At 68.3% G+C, this 19126-nt stretch carries 20 protein-coding genes; 12 read left to right on the top strand and 8 right to left on the bottom strand.

The genetic code is table 11. The features are described 5' to 3' along the window. Positions 1-320: 320 nt before the first annotated feature. Both ACNJ7E_RS16305 and ACNJ7E_RS16300 read right to left on the bottom strand, forming a co-directional pair. Positions 321-653 (bottom strand): hypothetical protein, encoded by a 333-nt coding sequence (locus ACNJ7E_RS16305; protein ID WP_418340454.1) that lies wholly within the window; start codon positions 651-653, stop codon positions 321-323. Then, positions 653-1450 (bottom strand): hypothetical protein, encoded by a 798-nt coding sequence (locus tag ACNJ7E_RS16300; protein WP_418340426.1) that lies wholly within the window; start codon positions 1448-1450, stop codon positions 653-655. Before ACNJ7E_RS16300 ends, ACNJ7E_RS16305 begins: the two co-directional genes overlap by 1 nt. A gap of 172 nt (positions 1451-1622) precedes the next feature. On the opposite strand from ACNJ7E_RS16300, the gene ACNJ7E_RS16295 reads away from it, so the two are divergent. From ACNJ7E_RS16295 to ACNJ7E_RS16285, 3 genes are all read left to right on the top strand, one after another. Then, positions 1623-1784: a hypothetical protein gene (locus ACNJ7E_RS16295; RefSeq protein WP_418340425.1), complete on the top strand. Its 162-nt coding sequence runs from the start codon at positions 1623-1625 to the stop codon at positions 1782-1784. A gap of 135 nt (positions 1785-1919) precedes the next feature. Beyond that, on the top strand, positions 1920-2243 hold the full coding sequence (mihF, locus tag ACNJ7E_RS16290) for an integration host factor, actinobacterial type (protein ID WP_418340424.1): 324 nt from the start codon (positions 1920-1922) through the stop codon (positions 2241-2243). A gap of 383 nt (positions 2244-2626) precedes the next feature. Continuing rightward, positions 2627-3124, top strand: a complete 498-nt coding sequence (locus ACNJ7E_RS16285; protein WP_418340453.1) for an N-formylglutamate amidohydrolase — start codon at positions 2627-2629, stop codon at positions 3122-3124. Positions 3125-3257: 133 nt separating this feature from the next. Here the strand turns inward: ACNJ7E_RS16285 and ACNJ7E_RS16280 are convergent, their stop codons facing one another. After that, positions 3258-4214, bottom strand: a complete 957-nt coding sequence (locus ACNJ7E_RS16280; RefSeq protein ID WP_418340423.1) for a hypothetical protein — start codon at positions 4212-4214, stop codon at positions 3258-3260. 367 nt (positions 4215-4581) lie between these two features. Here ACNJ7E_RS16280 and ACNJ7E_RS16275 point away from each other — a divergent pair, with 367 nt between their 5' ends. Genes ACNJ7E_RS16275 through ACNJ7E_RS16265 form a run of 3 tightly spaced genes read left to right on the top strand, consistent with a single transcriptional unit; the run spans position 4582 to position 7597 of the window. Beyond that, entirely contained in the window at positions 4582-5661 is a 1080-nt protein-coding gene (locus ACNJ7E_RS16275; protein ID WP_418340452.1) for a tyrosine-type recombinase/integrase, read from the top strand. After that, positions 5658-5981 (top strand): helix-turn-helix domain-containing protein, encoded by a 324-nt coding sequence (locus tag ACNJ7E_RS16270; protein WP_418340422.1) that lies wholly within the window; start codon positions 5658-5660, stop codon positions 5979-5981. The genes ACNJ7E_RS16275 and ACNJ7E_RS16270 overlap by 4 nt, the downstream gene beginning before the upstream one ends. Continuing rightward, entirely contained in the window at positions 5978-7597 is a 1620-nt protein-coding gene (locus ACNJ7E_RS16265) for a hypothetical protein (protein WP_418340421.1), read from the top strand. The genes ACNJ7E_RS16270 and ACNJ7E_RS16265 overlap by 4 nt, the downstream gene beginning before the upstream one ends. A gap of 144 nt (positions 7598-7741) precedes the next feature. Here the strand turns inward: ACNJ7E_RS16265 and ACNJ7E_RS16260 are convergent, their stop codons facing one another. The 3 genes from ACNJ7E_RS16260 to ACNJ7E_RS16250 form a co-directional block, all read right to left on the bottom strand. Then, positions 7742-8731 carry a tyrosine-type recombinase/integrase gene (locus ACNJ7E_RS16260; RefSeq protein ID WP_418340420.1) on the bottom strand — a complete coding sequence of 330 codons (990 nt, stop codon included), beginning with the start codon at positions 8729-8731 and terminating at the stop codon, positions 7742-7744. 104 nt (positions 8732-8835) lie between these two features. Then, positions 8836-9864, bottom strand: coding sequence for an alkylmercury lyase family protein (locus ACNJ7E_RS16255; protein WP_418340419.1), 1029 nt, complete (start codon positions 9862-9864; stop codon positions 8836-8838). Further along, positions 9861-10262: a MerR family transcriptional regulator gene (locus ACNJ7E_RS16250; RefSeq protein ID WP_418340418.1), complete on the bottom strand. Its 402-nt coding sequence runs from the start codon at positions 10260-10262 to the stop codon at positions 9861-9863. Before ACNJ7E_RS16250 ends, ACNJ7E_RS16255 begins: the two co-directional genes overlap by 4 nt. Positions 10263-10614: 352 nt before the next feature. Between ACNJ7E_RS16250 and ACNJ7E_RS16245 the strand changes: the two genes are divergently transcribed. Beyond that, complete coding sequence (locus tag ACNJ7E_RS16245) at positions 10615-11421, top strand: alpha/beta fold hydrolase (protein ID WP_418340417.1); 807 nt, start codon at positions 10615-10617, stop codon at positions 11419-11421. A 136-nt stretch (positions 11422-11557) separates the two neighbouring features. Here the strand turns inward: ACNJ7E_RS16245 and ACNJ7E_RS16240 are convergent, their stop codons facing one another. Continuing rightward, entirely contained in the window at positions 11558-13135 is a 1578-nt protein-coding gene (locus ACNJ7E_RS16240) for an alkaline phosphatase D family protein (protein ID WP_418340416.1), read from the bottom strand. A 324-nt stretch (positions 13136-13459) separates the two neighbouring features. Further along, the gene (locus ACNJ7E_RS16235) at positions 13460-14131 is read right to left on the bottom strand and encodes a M23 family metallopeptidase (RefSeq protein WP_418340415.1); all 672 of its coding nucleotides are present in this window, start codon (positions 14129-14131) and stop codon (positions 13460-13462) included. Positions 14132-14992: 861 nt separating this feature from the next. On the opposite strand from ACNJ7E_RS16235, the gene ACNJ7E_RS16230 reads away from it, so the two are divergent. The 5 genes from ACNJ7E_RS16230 to ACNJ7E_RS16210 all read left to right on the top strand — a co-directional run bounded on the left by ACNJ7E_RS16230 (position 14993) and on the right by ACNJ7E_RS16210 (position 19119). Further along, positions 14993-15199 (top strand): heavy-metal-associated domain-containing protein, encoded by a 207-nt coding sequence (locus tag ACNJ7E_RS16230; protein WP_418340414.1) that lies wholly within the window; start codon positions 14993-14995, stop codon positions 15197-15199. 38 nt (positions 15200-15237) lie between these two features. Continuing rightward, positions 15238-16185 carry a DUF8832 domain-containing protein gene (locus ACNJ7E_RS16225; RefSeq protein WP_418340413.1) on the top strand — a complete coding sequence of 316 codons (948 nt, stop codon included), beginning with the start codon at positions 15238-15240 and terminating at the stop codon, positions 16183-16185. 29 nt (positions 16186-16214) lie between these two features. Further along, positions 16215-18482, top strand: a complete 2268-nt coding sequence (locus ACNJ7E_RS16220; RefSeq protein WP_418340412.1) for a heavy metal translocating P-type ATPase — start codon at positions 16215-16217, stop codon at positions 18480-18482. A 104-nt stretch (positions 18483-18586) separates the two neighbouring features. Continuing rightward, complete coding sequence (locus ACNJ7E_RS16215; protein ID WP_418340411.1) at positions 18587-18754, top strand: hypothetical protein; 168 nt, start codon at positions 18587-18589, stop codon at positions 18752-18754. A 23-nt stretch (positions 18755-18777) separates the two neighbouring features. Continuing rightward, the gene (locus tag ACNJ7E_RS16210; RefSeq protein ID WP_418340451.1) at positions 18778-19119 is read left to right on the top strand and encodes a metal-sensitive transcriptional regulator; all 342 of its coding nucleotides are present in this window, start codon (positions 18778-18780) and stop codon (positions 19117-19119) included. The last annotated feature ends 7 nt before the right edge of the window (positions 19120-19126 follow it).

Genomic DNA, 19126 nt, shown 5'->3' with positions numbered 1-19126 from the left:
TATGAGGGGGCCGGAGTGCAACTGTCGAGCCGAAAAATCTTGGGGGAGCGAAGCGGAGGAGAGAATTTTCGGAGCCGCAGGCCGCCCTGGCGTCGGCGGTGGCGCGCAGGTCACCGCCGGCGAGACTCGGAAGGCCAGAAGGGAACAACAAGAACGCTTTTCACCGGGCGGAGCGCAGCGGAGCATCCGCTTGGGGGACACCGAAGGTGGCCGGGCCGCCGGGCAGGCGGATCACCAGCGGCAGATGAGTTTCGCTCGGTATCGGCGGCGTCACGTCGCGACGGGGCCCCGCCGCCGGTGGTGTCCGATGTTGTCGGCGGTTACGGGGAGGGTGGTTCGCTGATGGCGTCGGCGGTGACGATCATGTCGAGTTCGAGGCTGTTGCTGCCTGCGGCGTCGGTGACGTACACGGTGATCGCCGCACACCACTGGCCATCGAAGATTTGGAACCAGTGCGTTTGCAGCGCCGGTAGCAGACCGGACAGGCAGACCGCTGAGCTCTTCACCCGCATGCTGACGTAGTCGGCGCGGGCCGCTCCGCCGCGCCCCAGGGGCAGCGCCTTGCCGATGTCCACCCGGACCGGGCGCGGCGGGTCGAAGGTCCGGATGACCGGGTGTTCGGGCCATCGTTCGGTCCAGCCGTCGGTGTTCATCACAGCGCAGCCCGCAAGGGGGCGAGGCCGGTGGTCTGGGTCTCGGGGACGGTGCGCCAGGCCACCGACCCGGAGTCACTGCGGAGCTCCACACGGAGGGTGCGCCGTTGAAATCCCTTGCCGGCGGCCGCCACGTCGAGGTGGACCCCGGTGACCCGGCCGTACTTGTCGCCGAGACCGGTGTATCCGGCGACGCGGGAGTCGATGCGCAGATCCACCCCGTCCCAGCGTCCCTCGGTCACCAGCAGGACGGCGCCCTTCGAGCGTGCCCGGGCCACCACCGCCCGGGCCCGCGACGGCGGCACGGCCACGCCCGCCAGCCCGAGAATCACGAGATCGATTCCGTCGAGCAGGATCGCCGCGACCTCGACCGCGGTGTCCTTCGGCGTGGGCACGAGCGCAATCTTGGACAGGTCCGCGCCCTGTTCGACCGCGGCGAGCAGACTCAGGTTCGGCATTCCGATCACGGCCGCGTGCGAACCGCCGGCGGTGACCGCGGCGAGCAGGCCCACCAGTACCGACGTCGCTCCGGCGACGCTGGCCACGGTGCCCCGGGCGAGTCCTCCTCGTGGGAGAAGGTCCGCGATCGGAGTGGGCACGGGAAGGGTGCGCAGCGTGGTCTGAGCGGTGGCCACGACCGGTGTCGGTTCGTCGGCGGACCGCAGAATCACCGCGGGCATGGCCGGTCCGGTGTCCTCGGATCGGGCCGGAATTGCCGCCATCTTCCGGCGCAGCTGGTCGAGTTTCTCCGCTTTGGTGAGCCCGTTCGAGGCGGGCGCAGTGGGCAGTTCGCTCATCCTCGCCGCCTTCGCACATCTTCGAACCCGATCGGTCCGCCAACCAGACTACTCGAACACACGTTCGATATTGAGGTATTGTAGGCGGGCCTCGTCCGGAAGGGCACTCGGGGCGTTTCACTTCCGCCGTTGACCTGGCGTCATCGGCGGTTCTAGGCACGGAGGAACAGGCGTGATGATCGGCCAAAAGGTGCTGCTCCACCCGGAGGGTAAGTCCACGTTTACGGTTCTCAGCGTCGAGGAGGAGGACGCTCTGGTCGAGAGCGTCATCGACGCGCCGGGGAAATTTCCGTTCCGGGTGCCCGTGAAGTTTCTCGTGCCTGCCGACTCCTGAATCCGTGGCATCACGGCGACAAGTGTCAAAGAGCAGTGCGTCGGTGGCTCGGAATCGTAAGGGTCTGGGCGTCTAGCCTGGGCACGGTTTAGGGGGCCGGATCCGCTGGCCACCGCGAATCTATGAGGGGGAACTATGGCTGTGCCCGTATTGACGGACGAGCAGCGCGCGTCAGCGCTTGCGAAGGCCGCCGAGGCGCGCAAGGTGCGCAGTGAGATGCTGGTCGCCGTCAAGGCCGGCAAGCTCGACGTCGCCGCGGTTCTCGAACGCGCGGAAACCGAGGAGATCGTGAAAAAGACCAAGGTACTGGCCTTGTTGAAGGCCCTTCCGCGGGTGGGTGCGGTGAAGGCCGCGAAGCTCCTCGAGGACCTCTCCATCGCGGAGAGCCGCCGTCTCGGTGGTCTCGGCGAGAACCAGCGGCAGGCCCTGATCGCGGCCGCGGCCGCCTACCCTGCCTGAGAATCAGCGCAGCGCATACGGCTCGTGGACATAACGTGTCCACGAGCCGTGCTGTTGCCGCATGCGGGTGATCGCTCACCGACGACCCTTGGTGAGTGAACCCGTAGTCTTTCCACGCGTTCAGCGTGGCGCCCCAGGTTTCTCGTCCGGTGTGGACTCCCTCCGAGGCGAACTGTCGGAGGGACGATCTATTGTGACTCTCGCGACGAGCAACAGGTCGCCACTCACTGCCCAGACCGGTGATCCGTCACCCGTCCTGATCTGCGGGGTTCCGTGGATTGGTGTGTGGCGGCCTGTATCTCTCGAGTCGGTGCCACAGGTGGCCCCCGTAGCCTTTCCTGGTGCCCGCTCCCTCCGGTGACCTCCCCGCCGAGCATCCTCCGGTGCTGCCGTCACTGACCACGCTGGCCCCGTCGGCGGACCCGCACGTGTTCACCGTGCCCGCGCGGACCGGCACGAACATCGAACTGCGGATCCACACATGGCTCATTATGTTCGAGGTCGCGGCCGCACCGTGGGCGCCGGCGGCATCGGGGTTCGTGGTCACCGTGCTCGTGCACAGCGTCGACGCCGCAACGGGTCTGCCGCGGTATCTCCCACCCGCCGAGCCAGGCGAGTGGGCGCGGGCGATCTTCGCCGAGGTCGACGCGGCGCAGGGGTATTTCCTCGGCGCCGTCGCCCCGGACACCGGCGAGCATCGGGACGGGCAGTTGGCCTACCGGCTCTACCTCGACGCCGACCGGCGGGCGATCCGAGTGCCCCGTCAAGTGGTCGCCTGTCCGCACTACCGGATGCGCACCGGTGACGGCGATCCCGAGATTCGGATCGTCACCACCGCCTCCACACCATGCGCTGATCACGAAGCCCCGACCGGAGCCTGAACGGTCCTCGCGCACCCCACCACTCGAAGCGAAGGTGACACTGGCCCGCGATCCCGAGCCCCATACGAGCCCGGCTCCGACCGGTACCTGCGGCACCGGTCCGCCAGGGCCGATCCCAGTAGCCGGAGTGGGTTCAGGTGCCGGCGCCGCGGCCACCCGATTGCCGCCGTAGTTCCTCGATCGTCTGCTCCGCGGCGCGCAGTGCGGTGGTCAGCGCGTCGACACGGTCGGCGGCCGATTGCCGGACCTCGGCCAGTTGCGCGGCGTGATCGGCACGCACCTGGTCGCGATCCGTACGGGCCTCGGTGCGTAGGTCGGCGAGTTCCCCGCGAAGACGGTCCACATTCTCGCGGCTTTCCTGCACGGCGGCCTGCGCTGTGGCGGTCTGCGTCTCGGCGCGGGTCTGGGCGAGCTGAGCCTCGGACTCGGCGGCCGCGATCCTCTCCTCGGCGTCGGCCTGGATGCGCTCGAGTTCCGCGCGTGCCTCACGTTCACGGTTCGTCGCGTCCTCCACGGCGGCAGCGGTCTCGGTCTGGGTCCGCGCCAGTTCCGCGTATGCGTCCTCTGCGGCGGCGTCGGCCTCCTCCCGTGCCTGCTGATGTTCACGCGCCCGGGTCTCGGCGTCCCGGCGGCGACGTTCCTCCTCGCCCCGCAACCGTTCCGCTTCGGCTACCTTCGCGAGCGCCTCGGCGTGCGCCTGATCGACCTCGGCGGCGACGGACTCGACATCGGTCACCGAGGCGATCGTCTCGGTCATGGTCTCGAGGAAACCACGGAACTCCACGAGACGGCGGGGTAGCTCCTCGAGCTGCACACCGAGGGTGGCCCGTGCCATCGACACCGGCGCCGTCACCTCACCCTCATCTCCCGCTGCCGGCGGTTCGGCCTGCCCCGCGCCGACGGTCGCGAGCCGGCGGCGCTCCTTCCACGCGTTGCCCTTGTTGTGCACCGGGCCACCAGGATCGGCCTGCCCGCAGTACTTCGACGGGCGCCCCGTCTTCGGATCGTCCAGGCTGGGTCGACTGCACCCGCCGGGAAACTCGCACATGCCCCGGCGCGCGCCCGCGGCGTCGATGTCGTTAGTCGTCACCGCACCGACTCTACACGTTTCGTCGCTTTCGTATCCATAGTTTCGTTTAGTTTCGTTTCTACCGATGCGTAACCAAAGATGCTTAACTAGGTTTCCGGCGATGAGATCGCGGGTGGTCGGCGCCTGTCGGTTGTCGTCTGATCTGGCGAGTTCTCAGGTGATCTGTCGGCGCGGTGGCGAGTTCTCATCGAATGTGTATGCGATAACCCGCGAGTTCCTTCGTCCTGCGGATTAGCTTCTGGCCTGGTGCCTGGGAGTTCTCTTCGTCTGGATCGTTTCTGCGTGTCTTGATCAGATTTCGGGAATTCTGAAGTATGTTCGGCTTGTCCGAGTGATTGCGGTCTGAGCTGAAGGTGAGGGTGTCGTGTTGAGCCTGGCAGCGGTGCGGGACCTGCGTGAGCAGCGGGAGCTGGCGAGACCGGAGGAGCTCTCGGCGTTCGAAACCGACGTGCTGGCGGGATTCGTGCTGGCCCGGGCATCGGCGGGACTGTCGGACGGCACGATCAACTCGGACGTGAACCACATCGAGCAAACACGTGCGTGGTTCGAGCGGCCGTTGTGGGAGATGGAGCCGCGGGATGCCGACGTGTATTTCGGGAAGGTGCTGCGTGGCGCGGCGAAGGCGACCCGGCAGGGCCGCGCGCAGGCCCTGACGACGTTTTTCGCGTTCCTTGAGTTGCGGCACAAGGTCGAGATCCATGCGATGACCGGCCGGGTGGTCGAGTGTCCGATCGACGAGATGAACAAGCCACGCGGCCGTAAACAGGCGGCGTTGCGGATCCCGCCGACCGAACCGGAGATGAAGACGTTGTTCGCCGGGTGGCGGGAGGAGTTGACGACGTGCCGCAAGTCCGCGCCCACTGCACGAAATTATGTTGCTGCACAATTGATGTCGAAGGTCGGGCTGCGGGTAAACGAGGCCCGCAGCCTGGATCTGGCGGACATCAAGTGGGAGCTGGGCAGGTTCGGCAAGTTGCACGTCCGCAAGGGCAAAGGCGCCCGTGGCAGCGGCCCGCGGGAGCGGATGGTGCCGTTGATCAACGGCGCTGACCGGGTGCTGCGCTGGTTCGTCGAAGACGTGTGGGGCCACTTCGACGACGACTATCGCCGTCCCGGCGCACCGCTGCTGCCGTCGGAGCGCAAGAACACCGATGGCAGCTGCCGCCGCGTCGGCGACGACGCCCTGCGGGCGGGGTTGGCCGCAGCCGCCGCCGCGCACCTGCCGACCTGGGCGGACACCCTCACCCCACACGTCCTGCGGCATTTCGCGGCCAGCGAGCTCTATCTGTCCGGACTGGACCTGCTCGCTATCCAGGAACTACTCGGACACTCGTGGATCTCGTCGACTCTGAATTACGTCCACGTCCACCGGTCCCGGATCGAGGACGCCTGGATCGCTGGCCAGCAACGCGCTGCTCAACGCCTGGAAGGGCTGTTGCCGTCATGAAATGGAACCTACGGCTGGCGGCCGCGAACCGCGGCATCTGGAAGGCCAGCGAACTGCAGCGCATGCTCGCCGACCACGGCTTGGTGATCAGCGCCGGGAAGATGTCGGGCCTGTGGTCGGGCAACCCCGCCAGCATCAAACTCGACGATCTCGACGTCATCTGCACGGTGTTGGGCTGCCCGATCGGGGAAATCCTGATCCCCGAACCAGAGAAGGTTCAAAAGCCCGTCGCGACACCAACTTCCAGCCAGGCAGTCGGCAGCGGAATCGCCGCGGTGACACCCAAGCGGCGCGACGGCCGGTCGCTGCCACCCGAATGAGTGGCAGACGGCTCGGACGAGCGATCACCTGCGCCGATTGCCTGGCCTGGGGACCGAACTACGCCCGAGGATTGTGCCTGGCCTGCTACCTGCACACCCGCGACCATCCGGTTGACGACTGCATGGGCTGCGGCCGCCGAGTCGCGGTGAAAAACCAGTACTGCAGGCTGTGCTGGAACCAAGCTCGAATCCTGGCCCGGGAAGCCGGAAACCGGTCGAAGACCGCCTGCCGGTATCTGCACGATGTCCGCGAACATCAGCTGTTCTTCGCCGACATGTATTCCATCCGCGGTGCCTCGACCACCCCGAGGCCGCGCGGCCTCGGGCGCGGCAGGCCACCCAAACCGGCGCCGCCGCCAGCGAACAGGCCGGACACCACGAACACCCAGCTGGCATTGTTCGGGCCCTTGGTGCGCGACTACACGCGATTCGACGAATCCGCAGACCACGGCGCCGACAATCCGTGGCTGCAATGGGGACGCTACCTCGCACATCAGCTCGCCGAACGCCGCGGCTGGCACAGGAAAACACGTGAGAGTGTCGATCGAGGGCTGCGAATCCTCTTGGCGCACCACGCCGCCGGCGACGTCGTGCACTACACGGCGATGGCTGCCGGCCTACGGCATCACGGACTCACCAGCGAAAGAGCTGCCGACGTCCTGCACGAAATGGACATCCTCATCGATGACCGCCGAGCGTCCTTCGAGGACTGGCTCGCTACCAGACTCGATGGTCTAGCCCCTGGCATCGCCCAGGAAACCGAACACTGGCTGCGTTGCCTGCGCGACGGCGGCCCGCGCACCAGACCTCGCAACATCGCCACCGCCTGGAACTACGGCACCAGAATTCGCCCCGTGTTACTCGCATGGTCGGCCCGCTACGACCACTTGCGCGAGGTCACCCGAGACGACGCAGTGGCCGCGCTGGACCAGCTCCACGGATCGGCCAGCGAGAATCTGCTCATATCCTTTCGTTCGCTGTTCCGGCACTGCAAGAGGAACCGAATCATCTTCCGCGACCCCACCAGCCGGATGCGGGTCGGCAGCCGGACCGGCACGCTCGTCCAGCCTCTGGACGACGAGCAGATCAACCACACCGTCGCCGCGACGACCCGCCCGGCCGACCGCTTGATTGTCGCCCTGGCCGCAATCCACGCCGCCCGCACCAAGAACATCCGCGAACTCCGGCTCGACGAGATCGACATCGGCAATCGACGCCTCACGATCGCCGGCAAGGTCCGCCCGCTCGACGAGCTCACCTACCGGCTGCTGGTCGACTGGCTCGACTACCGGCGAGCCCGCTGGCCGGCCACCGTGAACCCGCACCTGATCATCAATCAGCAAACTGCGCCGAAATCCACCCCGGTGAGCCGGTTCTGGGTTGGGGAAACCTGCCGCGGCCTGGACGCCACCGTCGAGCGGCTCCGCGCCGACCGGCAACTCGAGGAGGCGCTGGCCCACGGCCCGGATCCGCTTCATCTCGCCGTCGTCTTCGGCGTCGACCGCAAGACCGCCATCCGCTACGCCGACTCCGCGCGGCAACTGCTGCCGACTCCCACCGAGGACCACACACCCAAGTCGGAACCAACCCAAGCACCGAATCCACCGATAAGCTGAATCGACCCTTGGGTTCGCGCCGAAGAGCCTTCAGTAACCCTGAACTCACGGAACTCACGAGGTTCCAGTAGTAATGGCGCAAAAAACAACGAAGTTCGCGTAGTGCCTGGTCAGCGGGTAGACGGACGCTCTTGTTGGTGGCCGTTATCGGTGGCTGCGGTCGGGGCCGATGAGGCTGGTGATGCCGCGCATGGCTGCCGGTGAGGGTTTGAAGTAGCGGCGTAGGTTCTCGGGTTTGCGGTGGCGGGACTTTGCCATCAGCTCCACCAGGCTGGCACCGGCCTCGCCGAGATGCGTCAGGCCGGAATGCCGAAGTTCGTGCAGATCCCAACCGGTGCCGGGCCCATTCGTCGCGGTGGCGGCATCCAGCACGGCGCGGGCCTGGCCGTAGGACAGCCGTGCCAGCCCAGTATCGGGGCAGATGTCCCGGTCGGCGGCGGCCTTGCCGGGGCCCGGTCGGCGGTGGGTGACGAACAGCGGTCCGCGGGTGCGGCCCTTGGTGAGGCGTGGCAGGAGCCGGGCGGTGCCCGCGTCCCAGTACACGAGCTCGTGCGCGTACTCGTGGTAGGTGGCACCGCGGCGGCGGGTGCGGGGCTTGGCGCCCTTGGACTTCACCGGGGCGCAGCGTCGGGCCAGGTCGAGATCTTCGATGTTGACTTGGAGCAGTTCCTCGGTGCGGGCGCAGGTTTCGTACATCATCCGCCACAGCGTCTTCTCCCGGAGGGCGATGTCGCGGCGCGCGATGAGCCGGTCGATCGCGGTGCGCGAGCGCACCGGGGTGGTGGAGTCCGGTGGAGTGGAGCGTTTCACCCAGGCCGGGACCGCCGGGGCGGTGTGCCCGTGCTCGCGGCACCACGCCGGCCACGACGCGACCGCGGCGCGGCGGGCGTTCCAGGTGTTGACTGCTGAGGAGCCCCACAGGGTTTCGAGGGTTTCGAGGGTTTCGCCGATCTCGTCGTCGGCGACGTCGGCCAGCCGCCGGATCTCGCCGAGCGTGGCGGTGGTCTTGTCGACGGCGATGGCGTAGGCGCGGCGGGTGTTCGGGGAGCCGATCGAGTCAGAGGAAGCTGTCGCCGGCGGCGCGGACGGTGATCCCGGACGACAACATTGTGACCTCCCTGGCCTGCTTGCCACAGATAACAGGGCCGCTTCGCGCACCGCCGGAGCGGAGTCGTCGCAGGCCGGATTTCATGGTGCCACAGATAACGGGGTGTTATCCGTGGCAAGCCCGGGTGCGGTCAGCTGTGCAGCAGGTGCCCGAAAATGGTGGTGCCAAGGTGGTGGGCGTCGAGGAGTTCGACGATGACGCCGCCGATGCCGGAGTGGGTGTCTGCCCAGCCCTGGGCGCTGGCGCGGTCGGTGAAGAAGTTGAGGTAGTGGCAGCAGGTGTCGGCGGACGGGCCTTGACCGGCTTGTGCGCCGACGAAGACGACCGTGGTGGCCGGTTGCGCGGTGACGTGCCCGCCGTCGACGGTGACCGTGATCGGGTCGGCGGTCACCGGGTCGGCGGAGGTGATCGTCACCGGCGTGTCGAGCATCGCGGCCATACCGAGCGCGTCGACCGCGCACATGGCGGACACCGTTGCTCCACCAGCGATCCGGACCCGATGCGGCGTCGGTGTGGACGAGAATGGATACGCCGCCGCGATGCCCCCGGTCGCGTCGAGCCGGACGATGTCGGCATCGTGCAGGCGGCGCAGGAGCTGATCGACCGGCACGTCGGGCCCGCCGGCTATCTCGGTCAGCTCGTCACCGGTTATCTCGGTCAGCTCGTCACCGGTCGGCGCCCGCCCATCGGTGGCGAAGGCACGCAGGATCGCCTGGTGCACAGCCTTTTCGGCAGGGTCTGCCGGTTGCGCGGCGGCGCGCCAGGCGCGCAGCACCGTTGCCGGGGATTCGGTGGCGGCGGGTGGGATGCAGCACGAGGATGCGGTGCCGTCCCCGAGTGCCGCGGTGCCGTCCGGGACGAGCCGCAACGCGGCGCGCAACGCGGCGACCGAGGGTGCGCCGTCGAGCCGCCCGGTGTCTGAGGGGTAGAGGCGGCACGACAGGCTCGGGACCTGGCCCGGCGTTGCGAACGGGTCGTGGCCGTCGACCAGCAGGGTGGGTGATCCGGTCATACCCGCGGTGGCGGCCTGGCCAGGGTCGTCAATCAAGCGGTGGGCGATCGGGGGCTGCACCGGCTGGCCACCTGTCGCCTGCCGGATGCGCTGCTCGAGTACCGCCACGTTGGGGCAGTCGGGAACGTGGAGGATTTCCAGTTTCACGGGTGGTCTCCTTCGTGCAGCGAGGTCAGGATCGGACAGGACCGGCGGTTGCGGGGCAGCTCGCACGTCGCGATCAACTCGGCCAGCGAGCCGCGCATGCGCTGCAGGTCCGCGATACGCCGTTCCAGCTCGGCGACCCTCGACTCGGCCAGTGCACGGGCGGCGTCGCAGTCGTCGGGGCCGCCGTAGGCCAGCCTCAGCAGTTCGGCGACCTCGTCGAGGGTGAACCCCAGCTCCTGGGATCGTTTGACGAACCTGACCACCGCGACCGCCTCGTCGGGGTAGCTGCGGTAGCCCGCCGGGGACCGCGCCGGTCGCGCGAGCAGACCACGGCGCTCGTAATAGCGCAGGGTCTGCACGTTGACCCCCGCCCTGGCTGCCAGCTCACCGGTCCGCATGCACACATTCTCAACCCTGTACCCGAGTACAGGGTCAAGGCCGCACAGCCGCCGATCCTCTCGGCTGGGTGTCTCTCGGTTCCCCGGGTCAGAACAGGACGAGTCTCGATTCTCGTCAACACAGTTGGCATTTCAGCAGGTCCCGTATGACAACTCCACTGACAGCGGACAGACGCTGCGGTATCGACGCTGCACGGGATCCGACAACGACGATTACTCAGCAGAAGTGCAGGACGTTCCAGGCCGCCGGGGCCGGACCTGTGGTCCGGTGGAAGCTCCACCAGTTTGAGACACTCGTCGTGTTCCTTCTGCGAGTACCCGCAGCGAGTACCCGCAGAAGGAACGCGACGAGATGAGTGAGAAACGGACGGCGATGCAGGAAATCGATTACCGCAGCGACGGGACCCGATTGTTCGCCGCCGTGTGTGGGAGCGGTCCGGTTGTCGTACTGTTGCACGGCGGCGGCCCGGATCATCACAGCTTGCTCCCGATGGCGAATCGTCTCGCGGACCGGTTCACGGTGGTAGTTCCGGACGTGCGGGGATACGGCCGCTCGGTGTGTAGGGATCCGGCACTGCACACGTGGAATCGCTACGCCGACGACGTGATCTCCCTACTCGACCACCTCGGCGTTCCGGAGGCTGTGGTCGGCGGGACCGGCTTGGGCGGCACCATCGCCTTGCGCGTCGGGCTGGCGTTCCCTTCACGGGTGGGGGCGGTCGTGGTGATCAGTGCCGAGGATGTTGAGGACGACGAGGCGAAAGTGGCGGAAACCGCGTTGATGGACCGCTTCGCCGACCGGGTGCGGACGGAGGGCATCGAAGCGGCATGGGAGTTGTTCCTTCCGCACCTCCAACCGCTGATCGGGAATCTGGTGCGCTCGGCGATACCGCGCGCCGACCCGGACAGCGTCGCCGCCGCTGCCGCCATTGGCCGTGACCGCTCATTCCGCACGCTCGACGAACTCGGCGCGATCGAGGTTCCGGTACTCATCGTCCCCGGCGCCGACGAGCGTCATCCGGTCGCGCTCGCCGAACGCATGAGCGCGGCCATCCCGAATGCGACACTCGTGCGGACCGTGTCGTTCGACGCGTTGCGGACGGCGGACGATCTCGCCGAGGCCGTCGTCCCGGAGATCCGCCGGTTCCTCGACATCTGAGGCCGATGCCTGTCCGCACTTCGCCGGGCAGGCACACCCACGACTGACTGTTGGAGCTCGGCACGGGAACCTGCGCTCAGCGGTGCTCGGCGCGCGATCCTGGGGTGGATCTGCCGCATCTGGGCGAAGCGGGCCGTCACGCCTCGGTGGCGCTGGGTAGCTGATCCTGGACAACGAAGCTCGCGCGGGTGTGGACGGGCGCGCCCGGGCGACGGATATAGGGAACGACACGGAAGTCGTTGCGCCACAAGTGATGGTCTAGGTCGACGCGCACGTATCCACGCTGCGCGTTGAAGAACTTCATGTCGGGATTGGAGGCCAGCAGGCGGCGCCCGGTGTCATTCATGTCGGCGCCGTCGCCGGCTGAGGTGATCGACGTTCCCGAGATTTCCGCCCCGACGACCGGCGACCCCGGGTCGGCGTAGTCTCGGCGCAGGTCGGCGACGATGTTCTGGTGACGGTCGCCGGTGATCACCACCAGGTTGCGGACGCCGCGATCGGCTGCGGCGCCGAGGACGGTGTTGCGATCGGCGACGTATCCGTCCCACGAGTCGGAGGAGACGACGGTGTCTGGGCCGGGGTCGTTGTCGGTCTGGCCCATCGCCACCTGATTGCCGATGATCTGCCAGCGGGCCGGGGAGCCGGTGAATCCATCGAGCAGCCAGTTACGTTGCTGTGCACCCAGGATCGTGCGGTCGGTGTCGAGCCGCTCGTCGCAGTGCGCGGTGACGTCACCCCCGCAGGCTTGCCGGTCCCGGTATTGCCGTGTGTCGAGCATGGTGATCTGAGCGAGGTCGCCGAAGCGATAGCGGCGGTGCAGCCGCATCCCCGGCCCGGAAGGCCGCTGCGCGATCCGCAGCGGCTGATGCTCGTACAGCGCCTGGAAGGCCGCGGCGCGGCGCCGGCGGAACAGCGCGGAAATTCGGTAGATATCGAAGCCCAGACCCGGCGCATCGGCCGCCCAGTTGTTGTCGACCTCGTGATCGTCCATGGTCACGATCCAGGGAAACGCCGCATGTGCGTCGCGTAGCGGCTGCTCGGCTTTGTACTGGGCGTAGTGCAGTCGGTAGCTGGGCAGATCGACGGCTTCGCCGCGGTCCACTCCCATCGACGTTCCCTCGCGTCCGCGCCTCCACCCGCGCTCGTAGATGTAGTCGCCCAGATGGACGACCAGATCGAGGTCTTCGTCGCTCAGGTGCTCGTAGGCGGTGTAGAAGCCGGAACTCCATGATTGGCAGGAGGCGAACGCGAAGCGCATCCGCGCGGTGGGCTGCCCGGGATCCGGGGCGGTGCGGGTCCGGCCCACCGGAGAGATCGCCGAGCCGGCCCGGAATCGGTAGAAGTACCAGCGGGCGGGCTCCAAGCCGTGGATCTCCGGGTGCACGCTGTGGGCGAGTTCGCGCGTCGCGACCGCCGTACCGCGCGTCACCACCTGCCGGAAGTTCTCGTCGTGCGCGACTTCGTATTCGACCGTCACTGGGTCCCACCCCATGCCGCCGCGCCCGCCGGGGGCGAGGGGATCCGGTGCCAGGCGGGTCCACAGGACGACACCATCGGGTGTGGGATCACCCGATGCCACACCGAGCCCGAACGGGTCATCTCCTCGCCACCGCGGCGCAGGCAACCGGGCGCTGCTCACCGCAGAGGTGCCCACCAGCACCGCCGCCGATCCGGCCGCACCTAGGCGCAACAACTGCCGACGGGAGAGGGCCATACACCACGGTATATCCAGGCTGCGATCGGCGAGCCGGGCCCGGCTGATGGGGATGACCCCGAACTACGGAAGGCATCTGAGTCCGAGAGCACCCGCGATGGCGACGGCACGAGCCGCCGTTAAGCGCACGTCAGTGTGTTGTGAAGGCGCTGTGCTCGCCGGCTGCGGAAGGGACTGCCCCGGATCTGGTTGACCCTGTGAGGGATCCGCCCCTCACGGTGGAAGGATTCTCGACATGCCGGGAACCGCATGTGGGACACGGCCTGCCGTCCCGGCCTGCCGCGCCCCGCATCGTTTGGAACTGACCTACCGCCGGGACGAGTTCTAGTCGGCTCCCCAGGTCGCCGAGACGCCGCGGTCGCGCAGCCACTGGCTCGGGTTGAGCCGGTTGCCGGCTGCGTCGGAGACCTCGAAGTGCAGGTGCGGACCGGTCGACTGTCCACGGTTGCCGACGGTGGCGATCTGCTGACCCGCCGCGACCCGCTGGCCGACGTTGACGATGAACTCGTTGATGTGGCCGTACACGGTGACGGCGCCGTCGTCGTGGCGCACTCGCACCCACAACCCGAACCCGGAGGCCGGGCCCGCGGAGATGACCTCGCCGTCGGCCGCGGACTGGATCGGGGTGCCGATCGGGGCCGCGATGTCGATGCCGCCGTGGTGCGTGCCCCAGCGGGGGCCGTAGCCGGAGGACAGCGTGCCGGATACCGGCTGCACGGTGCGGGCCTTGAGCGGAGCGGGGGTGCCCGGGTTGACCGGCCCGGGCATTCCGGGTGCGGGCGGGGCGGCGGGGAGGTCGGGCAGCTCGATCGCGGGCAGCTGAACACCGGCGGGCAGCAGGCCCGGCGGGATCTCGAGCGGGCGGGCGGCCGCGGACGCGGCGCCGAACTGCGCGCCGCCGATCAGGATGGCACCGGTCGCCGCGGCGACGGTCGCGATCTTCAGGCGGCTAGTAGTGGAATTTGAACGATTTGCCGTCCTGCGGTGTTTCGCCACAGTGTCTTACCTCGTCTTCGTTGGCTGGCCCGCGCTCGTGAGATTCGCGGCCTCGGACCCCCGTCGAAAAGGAAAGTAACAAAACGGTATCGACTGCACAATCGTTACCTAATCGATATTTCAAGATGATCTTGCTCGAATATGCCCACGTCAGAGACCTAGAACTGACCCACATCGTCATCACAGGCAGATAACGACACTGAGATCGCATCCCGTCGAGCGACACCGTGCAAGGCCGAGAAGCCTGCGGCGGCCTCGACATTCGCGGGCTCGGCAATTACAGCGGGGCCGGTGCGACGACATCCGCGACGCGCCGCGAGCCACTTCACGGGACGCCGCAAGCGGACACGCCGCCGATGCGACAAATGTGACGGACACCACAACGCCGGTCCGGTCCGGCGGGACACTCGGACGGGAGAGGGCCTGGCGCGGCGATCCGATCACCACGGCACCGGCGCACATCGCCGCGTCACATCGCTCTCGTCATCGACGACGCTCAGCACCACCGCCCTCGGCCGGATCGAGCGCGACGAAGGGCCCCTGCCGACTGCCATGCCGCTGCACTTCCAGATGCCCAGTACCTGGAAGAACGAACGATCCGTGCCGCATATCTTCCGCAACCGGCCGCTTCCTCAGTCGCGGTAGCCCCGAAAGCCCTCACCGCGGCAGCACGCCCGGCGGACGGTCGTTCGGGCCCCACCGGGTTTTCCTCAGCCGCCTGAGGCGCACCACCAGGGGGTATGAGTCCGGCTGGAGCAGGTGCGGCCACCCTGTCGTTGCATACGGTAGGGGGGTATGGTAAATCTGTAGAGGTCGCGACGACCTCGATCGAATTCCGTACCGAAGAAAGAAGGACATGCGATGAGCACCACCACCGTCACCGTCACCGGAATGACCTGCGGCCATTGCGTCTCCTCGGTCCGCGAGGAGATCGGCAGCATCCCCGGCGTCACCGGCGTGGACGTCGACCTTGCGAGCGGCCGGGTCGACATCGACTCCGATACCCCGATCGAGCAGGCGGTGCTCGCCCAGGCTGTCGACGAGGCCGGCTACCAGCTCGCCGGCTGACCGGCCGAACCCGAGACCCGGACAGGAGATTCCCCCCGATGAACGCATCGTCGAAGTTCGCCGGATTCACCGTCGGCCTGGCCGCGGTCTTCGCTCTCGCCCTCGGGGCCGGGGCCGCCTTCGGCCCCGAGGACGCCGCACCGGCCGACACCCACGACACCTCGACTCACGGCGCCGGACCCGTGTCCACTGCGGGCGCACCGGTCGCCGATCAGACACCTGGAGGACTGATGGTCACCGACAGCGGATACACCCTGGCCTTGGACACAGCGCAGGTGTCGGCGGGCGCGGACGTGCCACTGCGGTTCCGCATCCTGGGCGCCGACGGCGTGCCCGTCACCCGCTACGTCGACAGTCACGACAAGCAACTGCACCTGATCGCGGTGCGCCGCGACATGGTCGGGTTTCAGCACGTGCACCCGGTCCTCGACGCTGCCGGAACCTGGAGCGTTCCGCTCGATCTGACCCGCGCCGGGGCGTACCGGGTGTTCGCGGACTTCTCCCCCGACGGCGGTGACGGTCTGACCCTGGGCGCCGACCTGCAAGTTGCCGGTGCCTACGATCCGCAGCCGCTGCCCCCGGTGGCCGCAACCACCACGGTCGACGGCTACACCGTCACCCTCGATGGCGCTCTCACCCCTGGTCAGGCGTCGAGGGTGACGCTGGCGGTGAGCCGCGGCGGGCAGCCCGTCACGGATCTGCAGCCCTATCTGGGGGCGTACGGGCACCTGGTGGCCCTGCGGGCCGCCGACCTCGGCTACCTGCACGTGCACCCGGACGGCCATCCCGGCGACGGGGTCACCCCGCCCGGTCCTGGCATCGACTTCTCTGTCACCACCCCGAGCGCGGGCGATTACCGCCTGTTCCTGGACTTTCAGCACGATGGGGTGGTGCGGACCGCCGAGTTCACCCTGACGGCCGGGCAGATCCCCGGCTCCGCGGCGCCCGTCGCCCCGGAGCCGATGCCCGCCGGGCACGGACACTGACCGCGATCACACCCCGAGAGGAGGACACGATGAATCCCGTCACCCAGCACCCGACCGCCGACGGCCAGGTCGAACTCGAAATTGGTGGCATGACCTGCGCCTCGTGCGCCAACCGGATCGAGAAGAAGCTCAACAAGCTCGACGGCGTCACCGCCACGGTGAACTACGCCACCGAAAAGGCACGCGTCCACTTCGTCGGTGATGTGTCGACCGAGGATCTCGTGGCCACCGTCGAGCAGGCCGGCTACACCGCCACGGTCCCGGCGCCCGCCGGGTCCAGCGCCGACCCCGACGCCGCCGACCCCACCGCGGAGCAGGACCCGACCGCCTCGCTGCGTCAACGCCTACTGGTCTCGCTGGTGCTCAGTGTGCCGGTGATCGCGATGGCCATGGTCCCGGCGCTGCAGTTCACCAACTGGCAGTGGCTCTCGCTCACCCTCGCCGCCCCGGTGGTGGTGTGGGGGGCGTGGCCGTTCCACAAGGCCGCCTTCACCAACCTGCGGCACGGCACCTCCACGATGGACACCCTCATCTCGATGGGCACCCTCGCCGCGCTGGGTTGGTCGCTGTACGCCCTGTTCTGGGGCACCGCCGGAATGCCGGGTATGACACACCCGTTCGAGCTGACCATCTCCCGCAGCGACGGCGCCGGCAACATCTACCTCGAGGCCGCCGCGGGAGTGACCACCTTCATCCTCGCCGGCCGCTTCTTCGAGGCCCGCTCCAAGCGCCGCGCCGGCGCCGCCCTCCGCGCACTGCTCGAGCTCGGCGCCAAGGAAGTCTCCGTGCTGCGCGGCGGTGTCGAGGAGCGCATCCCCACCGATCAACTGGCCGTCGGTGACGAATTCGTCGTCCGCCCCGGGGAGAAGATCGCCACCGACGGTGTGGTCACCGAGGGCTCCTCGGCGGTGGACGCGGCGATGCTGACCGGCGAATCTGTGCCCGTCGAGGTCGGACCCGACGACCTGGTCGTCGGCGCCACCGTCAACGTCGGCGGACGAATCGTGGTCCGCGCCACCCGCATCGGGTCGGACACCCAGCTCGCGCAGATGGCGAAACTCGTCGAAGACGCGCAGACCGGAAAGGCGCAGGCCCAACGCCTGGCCGACAAGATCTCCGGAATCTTCGTCCCGATCGTGATCGCCCTCTCGGTCGCCACTCTCGGGTTCTGGATCGGCACCGGCGGCGGCATCGCGGCCGCGTTCACCGCCGCCGTCGCGGTGCTGATCATCGCCTGCCCCTGCGCCCTCGGCCTCGCGACTCCGACCGCACTGATGGTCGGCACCGGCCGCGGCGCCCAGCTCGGCATCCTGATCAAGGGACCCGAGGTCCTCGAATCGACCCGCCGCGTCGACACCGTGGTGCTCGACAAGACCGGCACCGTCACCACCGGCAAGATGACCCTGCAGGGCGTGATCACCGCGGACGGCGAAGACACCGCGCAGGTGCTGCGCCTGGCCGGCGCCCTCGAGGATTCCTCCGAGCACCCCATCGCCCAGGCCATCGCCAAGGGCGCCCGCGAGAAGGTCGGGACCCTGCCGACGGTGGAGCAGTTCGCCAACATCGAGGGCCTCGGGGTGCAGGGCATGATCGACGACCACGCCGTGATCGTCGGACGGGCCCGCCTGCTCGCCGACTGGGCGCAGCATCTACCCAAGGGTCTCGAAGCGGCCATGAGCGCAGCCGAATCCGAAGGCAAGACCGCCGTCGCGGTCGGCTGGGACGGGCGGGCCCGCGCCGTGCTCGTCGTCGCCGACGCGGTCAAGGCCACCTCGGCCGAGGCGATCACACAGCTGCGGAAGCTGGGTCTGACCCCGATCATGCTCACCGGCGACAACGCCGCGGCCGCCCGGGCGATCGCCGACCAGGTCGGCATCGACGAGGTGATCGCCGAGGTGCTGCCCGCCGACAAGGTCGATGTCGTCAAGCGTCTGCAGGATCAGGGCAAGGTCGTCGCGATGGTCGGCGACGGCGTCAACGACGCCGCCGCATTGGCTCAGGCCGACCTCGGTCTGGCGATGGGCACCGGCACCGACGTCGCGATCGAGGCCAGTGATCTGACCCTGGTGCGCGGTGATCTCCGCGCGGCAGCGGATGCGATCCGGTTGGCCCGCAAGACGTTGGGCACCATCAAGGGCAACCTGTTCTGGGCCTTCGCCTACAACGTGGCCGCCCTGCCCCTGGCCGCCGCCGGGCTGCTCAACCCGATGCTGGCCGGTGCGGCGATGGCGTTCTCCTCGGTATTCGTGGTCAGCAACAGCCTGCGGCTGCGCCGGTTCCAATCCCTCACCGGATAACCACGGGCAGAAAGAGCACCGAAGGGTGTGGGGTGGGCGGGGCGTGCAGTCGCCCACCCCACCCACACCCCTTTTACCGATGTACTCCCGAAAGGAGACCGGCCATGTCCTCGGTGACAACGACCCTGGTGCAGATCACCCGGCACCCCGCGACCCGGGCGGTGGCCCGCTGCGCGGTGATGTGTGCCGCGGCGGCGGTCGGCCGCCGTCCGGGCGGACCGACCCCGCCGCCCCATACCCCGGGCGGGCATAATCGGGGATGCTCGGCATGACACTCGGATTCCAGGAGGACACCATGGCCACCACCCCCGCGGCCACCCCGGCACCTGCCGAAACCGACGGCCATGACCATGCCGCGCACGGCTACATCACCGAAAAGGACGCCTACCTCAAGCGCCTCAAGCGCATCGAAGGCCAGGCCCGCGGACTGCAGCGGATGGTCGAGGAAGACAAGTACTGCATCGACATCCTCACCCAGGTCTCCGCGATGACCAAGGCCTTGCAGGCGGTGGCCATGGGACTGCTCGAAGACCACCTCAGCCACTGCGTGGTCGACGCCGCGGTCGCCGGCGGCCCCGCAGCCGACGCGAAGATCAAAGAGGCCACCGACGCGATCGCCCGCCTCGTCCGCTCCTGAGGCGAGC

It is taken from the genome of Rhodococcus mengyinensis (assembly GCF_048381435.1).
GTDB lineage: Bacteria > Actinomycetota > Actinomycetes > Mycobacteriales > Mycobacteriaceae > Rhodococcus_F > Rhodococcus_F opacus_D.
This window is presented reverse-complemented; position numbering and strand designations above follow the sequence as displayed.

Bases quoted from the DNA above. Each gene is read 5' to 3' on its own strand.
- ACNJ7E_RS16225 (WP_418340413.1), top strand. From the start codon at position 15,238: ATGAACGCATCGTCGAAGTTCGCCGGATTCACCGTCGGCCTGGCCGCG.
- ACNJ7E_RS16230 (WP_418340414.1), top strand. From the start codon at position 14,993: ATGAGCACCACCACCGTCACCGTCACCGGAATGACCTGCGGCCATTGC.
- mihF (WP_418340424.1), top strand. From the start codon at position 1,920: ATGGCTGTGCCCGTATTGACGGACGAGCAGCGCGCGTCAGCGCTTGCG.
- ACNJ7E_RS16300 (WP_418340426.1), bottom strand. From the start codon at position 1,450: ATGAGCGAACTGCCCACTGCGCCCGCCTCGAACGGGCTCACCAAAGCG.
- ACNJ7E_RS16245 (WP_418340417.1), top strand. From the start codon at position 10,615: ATGAGTGAGAAACGGACGGCGATGCAGGAAATCGATTACCGCAGCGAC.
- ACNJ7E_RS16215 (WP_418340411.1), top strand. From the start codon at position 18,587: ATGTCCTCGGTGACAACGACCCTGGTGCAGATCACCCGGCACCCCGCG.
- ACNJ7E_RS16250 (WP_418340418.1), bottom strand. From the start codon at position 10,262: ATGCGGACCGGTGAGCTGGCAGCCAGGGCGGGGGTCAACGTGCAGACC.
- ACNJ7E_RS16220 (WP_418340412.1), top strand. From the start codon at position 16,215: ATGAATCCCGTCACCCAGCACCCGACCGCCGACGGCCAGGTCGAACTC.
- ACNJ7E_RS16240 (WP_418340416.1), bottom strand. From the start codon at position 13,135: ATGGCCCTCTCCCGTCGGCAGTTGTTGCGCCTAGGTGCGGCCGGATCG.
- ACNJ7E_RS16305 (WP_418340454.1), bottom strand. From the start codon at position 653: ATGAACACCGACGGCTGGACCGAACGATGGCCCGAACACCCGGTCATC.
- ACNJ7E_RS16265 (WP_418340421.1), top strand. From the start codon at position 5,978: ATGAGTGGCAGACGGCTCGGACGAGCGATCACCTGCGCCGATTGCCTG.
- ACNJ7E_RS16270 (WP_418340422.1), top strand. From the start codon at position 5,658: ATGAAATGGAACCTACGGCTGGCGGCCGCGAACCGCGGCATCTGGAAG.
- ACNJ7E_RS16210 (WP_418340451.1), top strand. From the start codon at position 18,778: ATGGCCACCACCCCCGCGGCCACCCCGGCACCTGCCGAAACCGACGGC.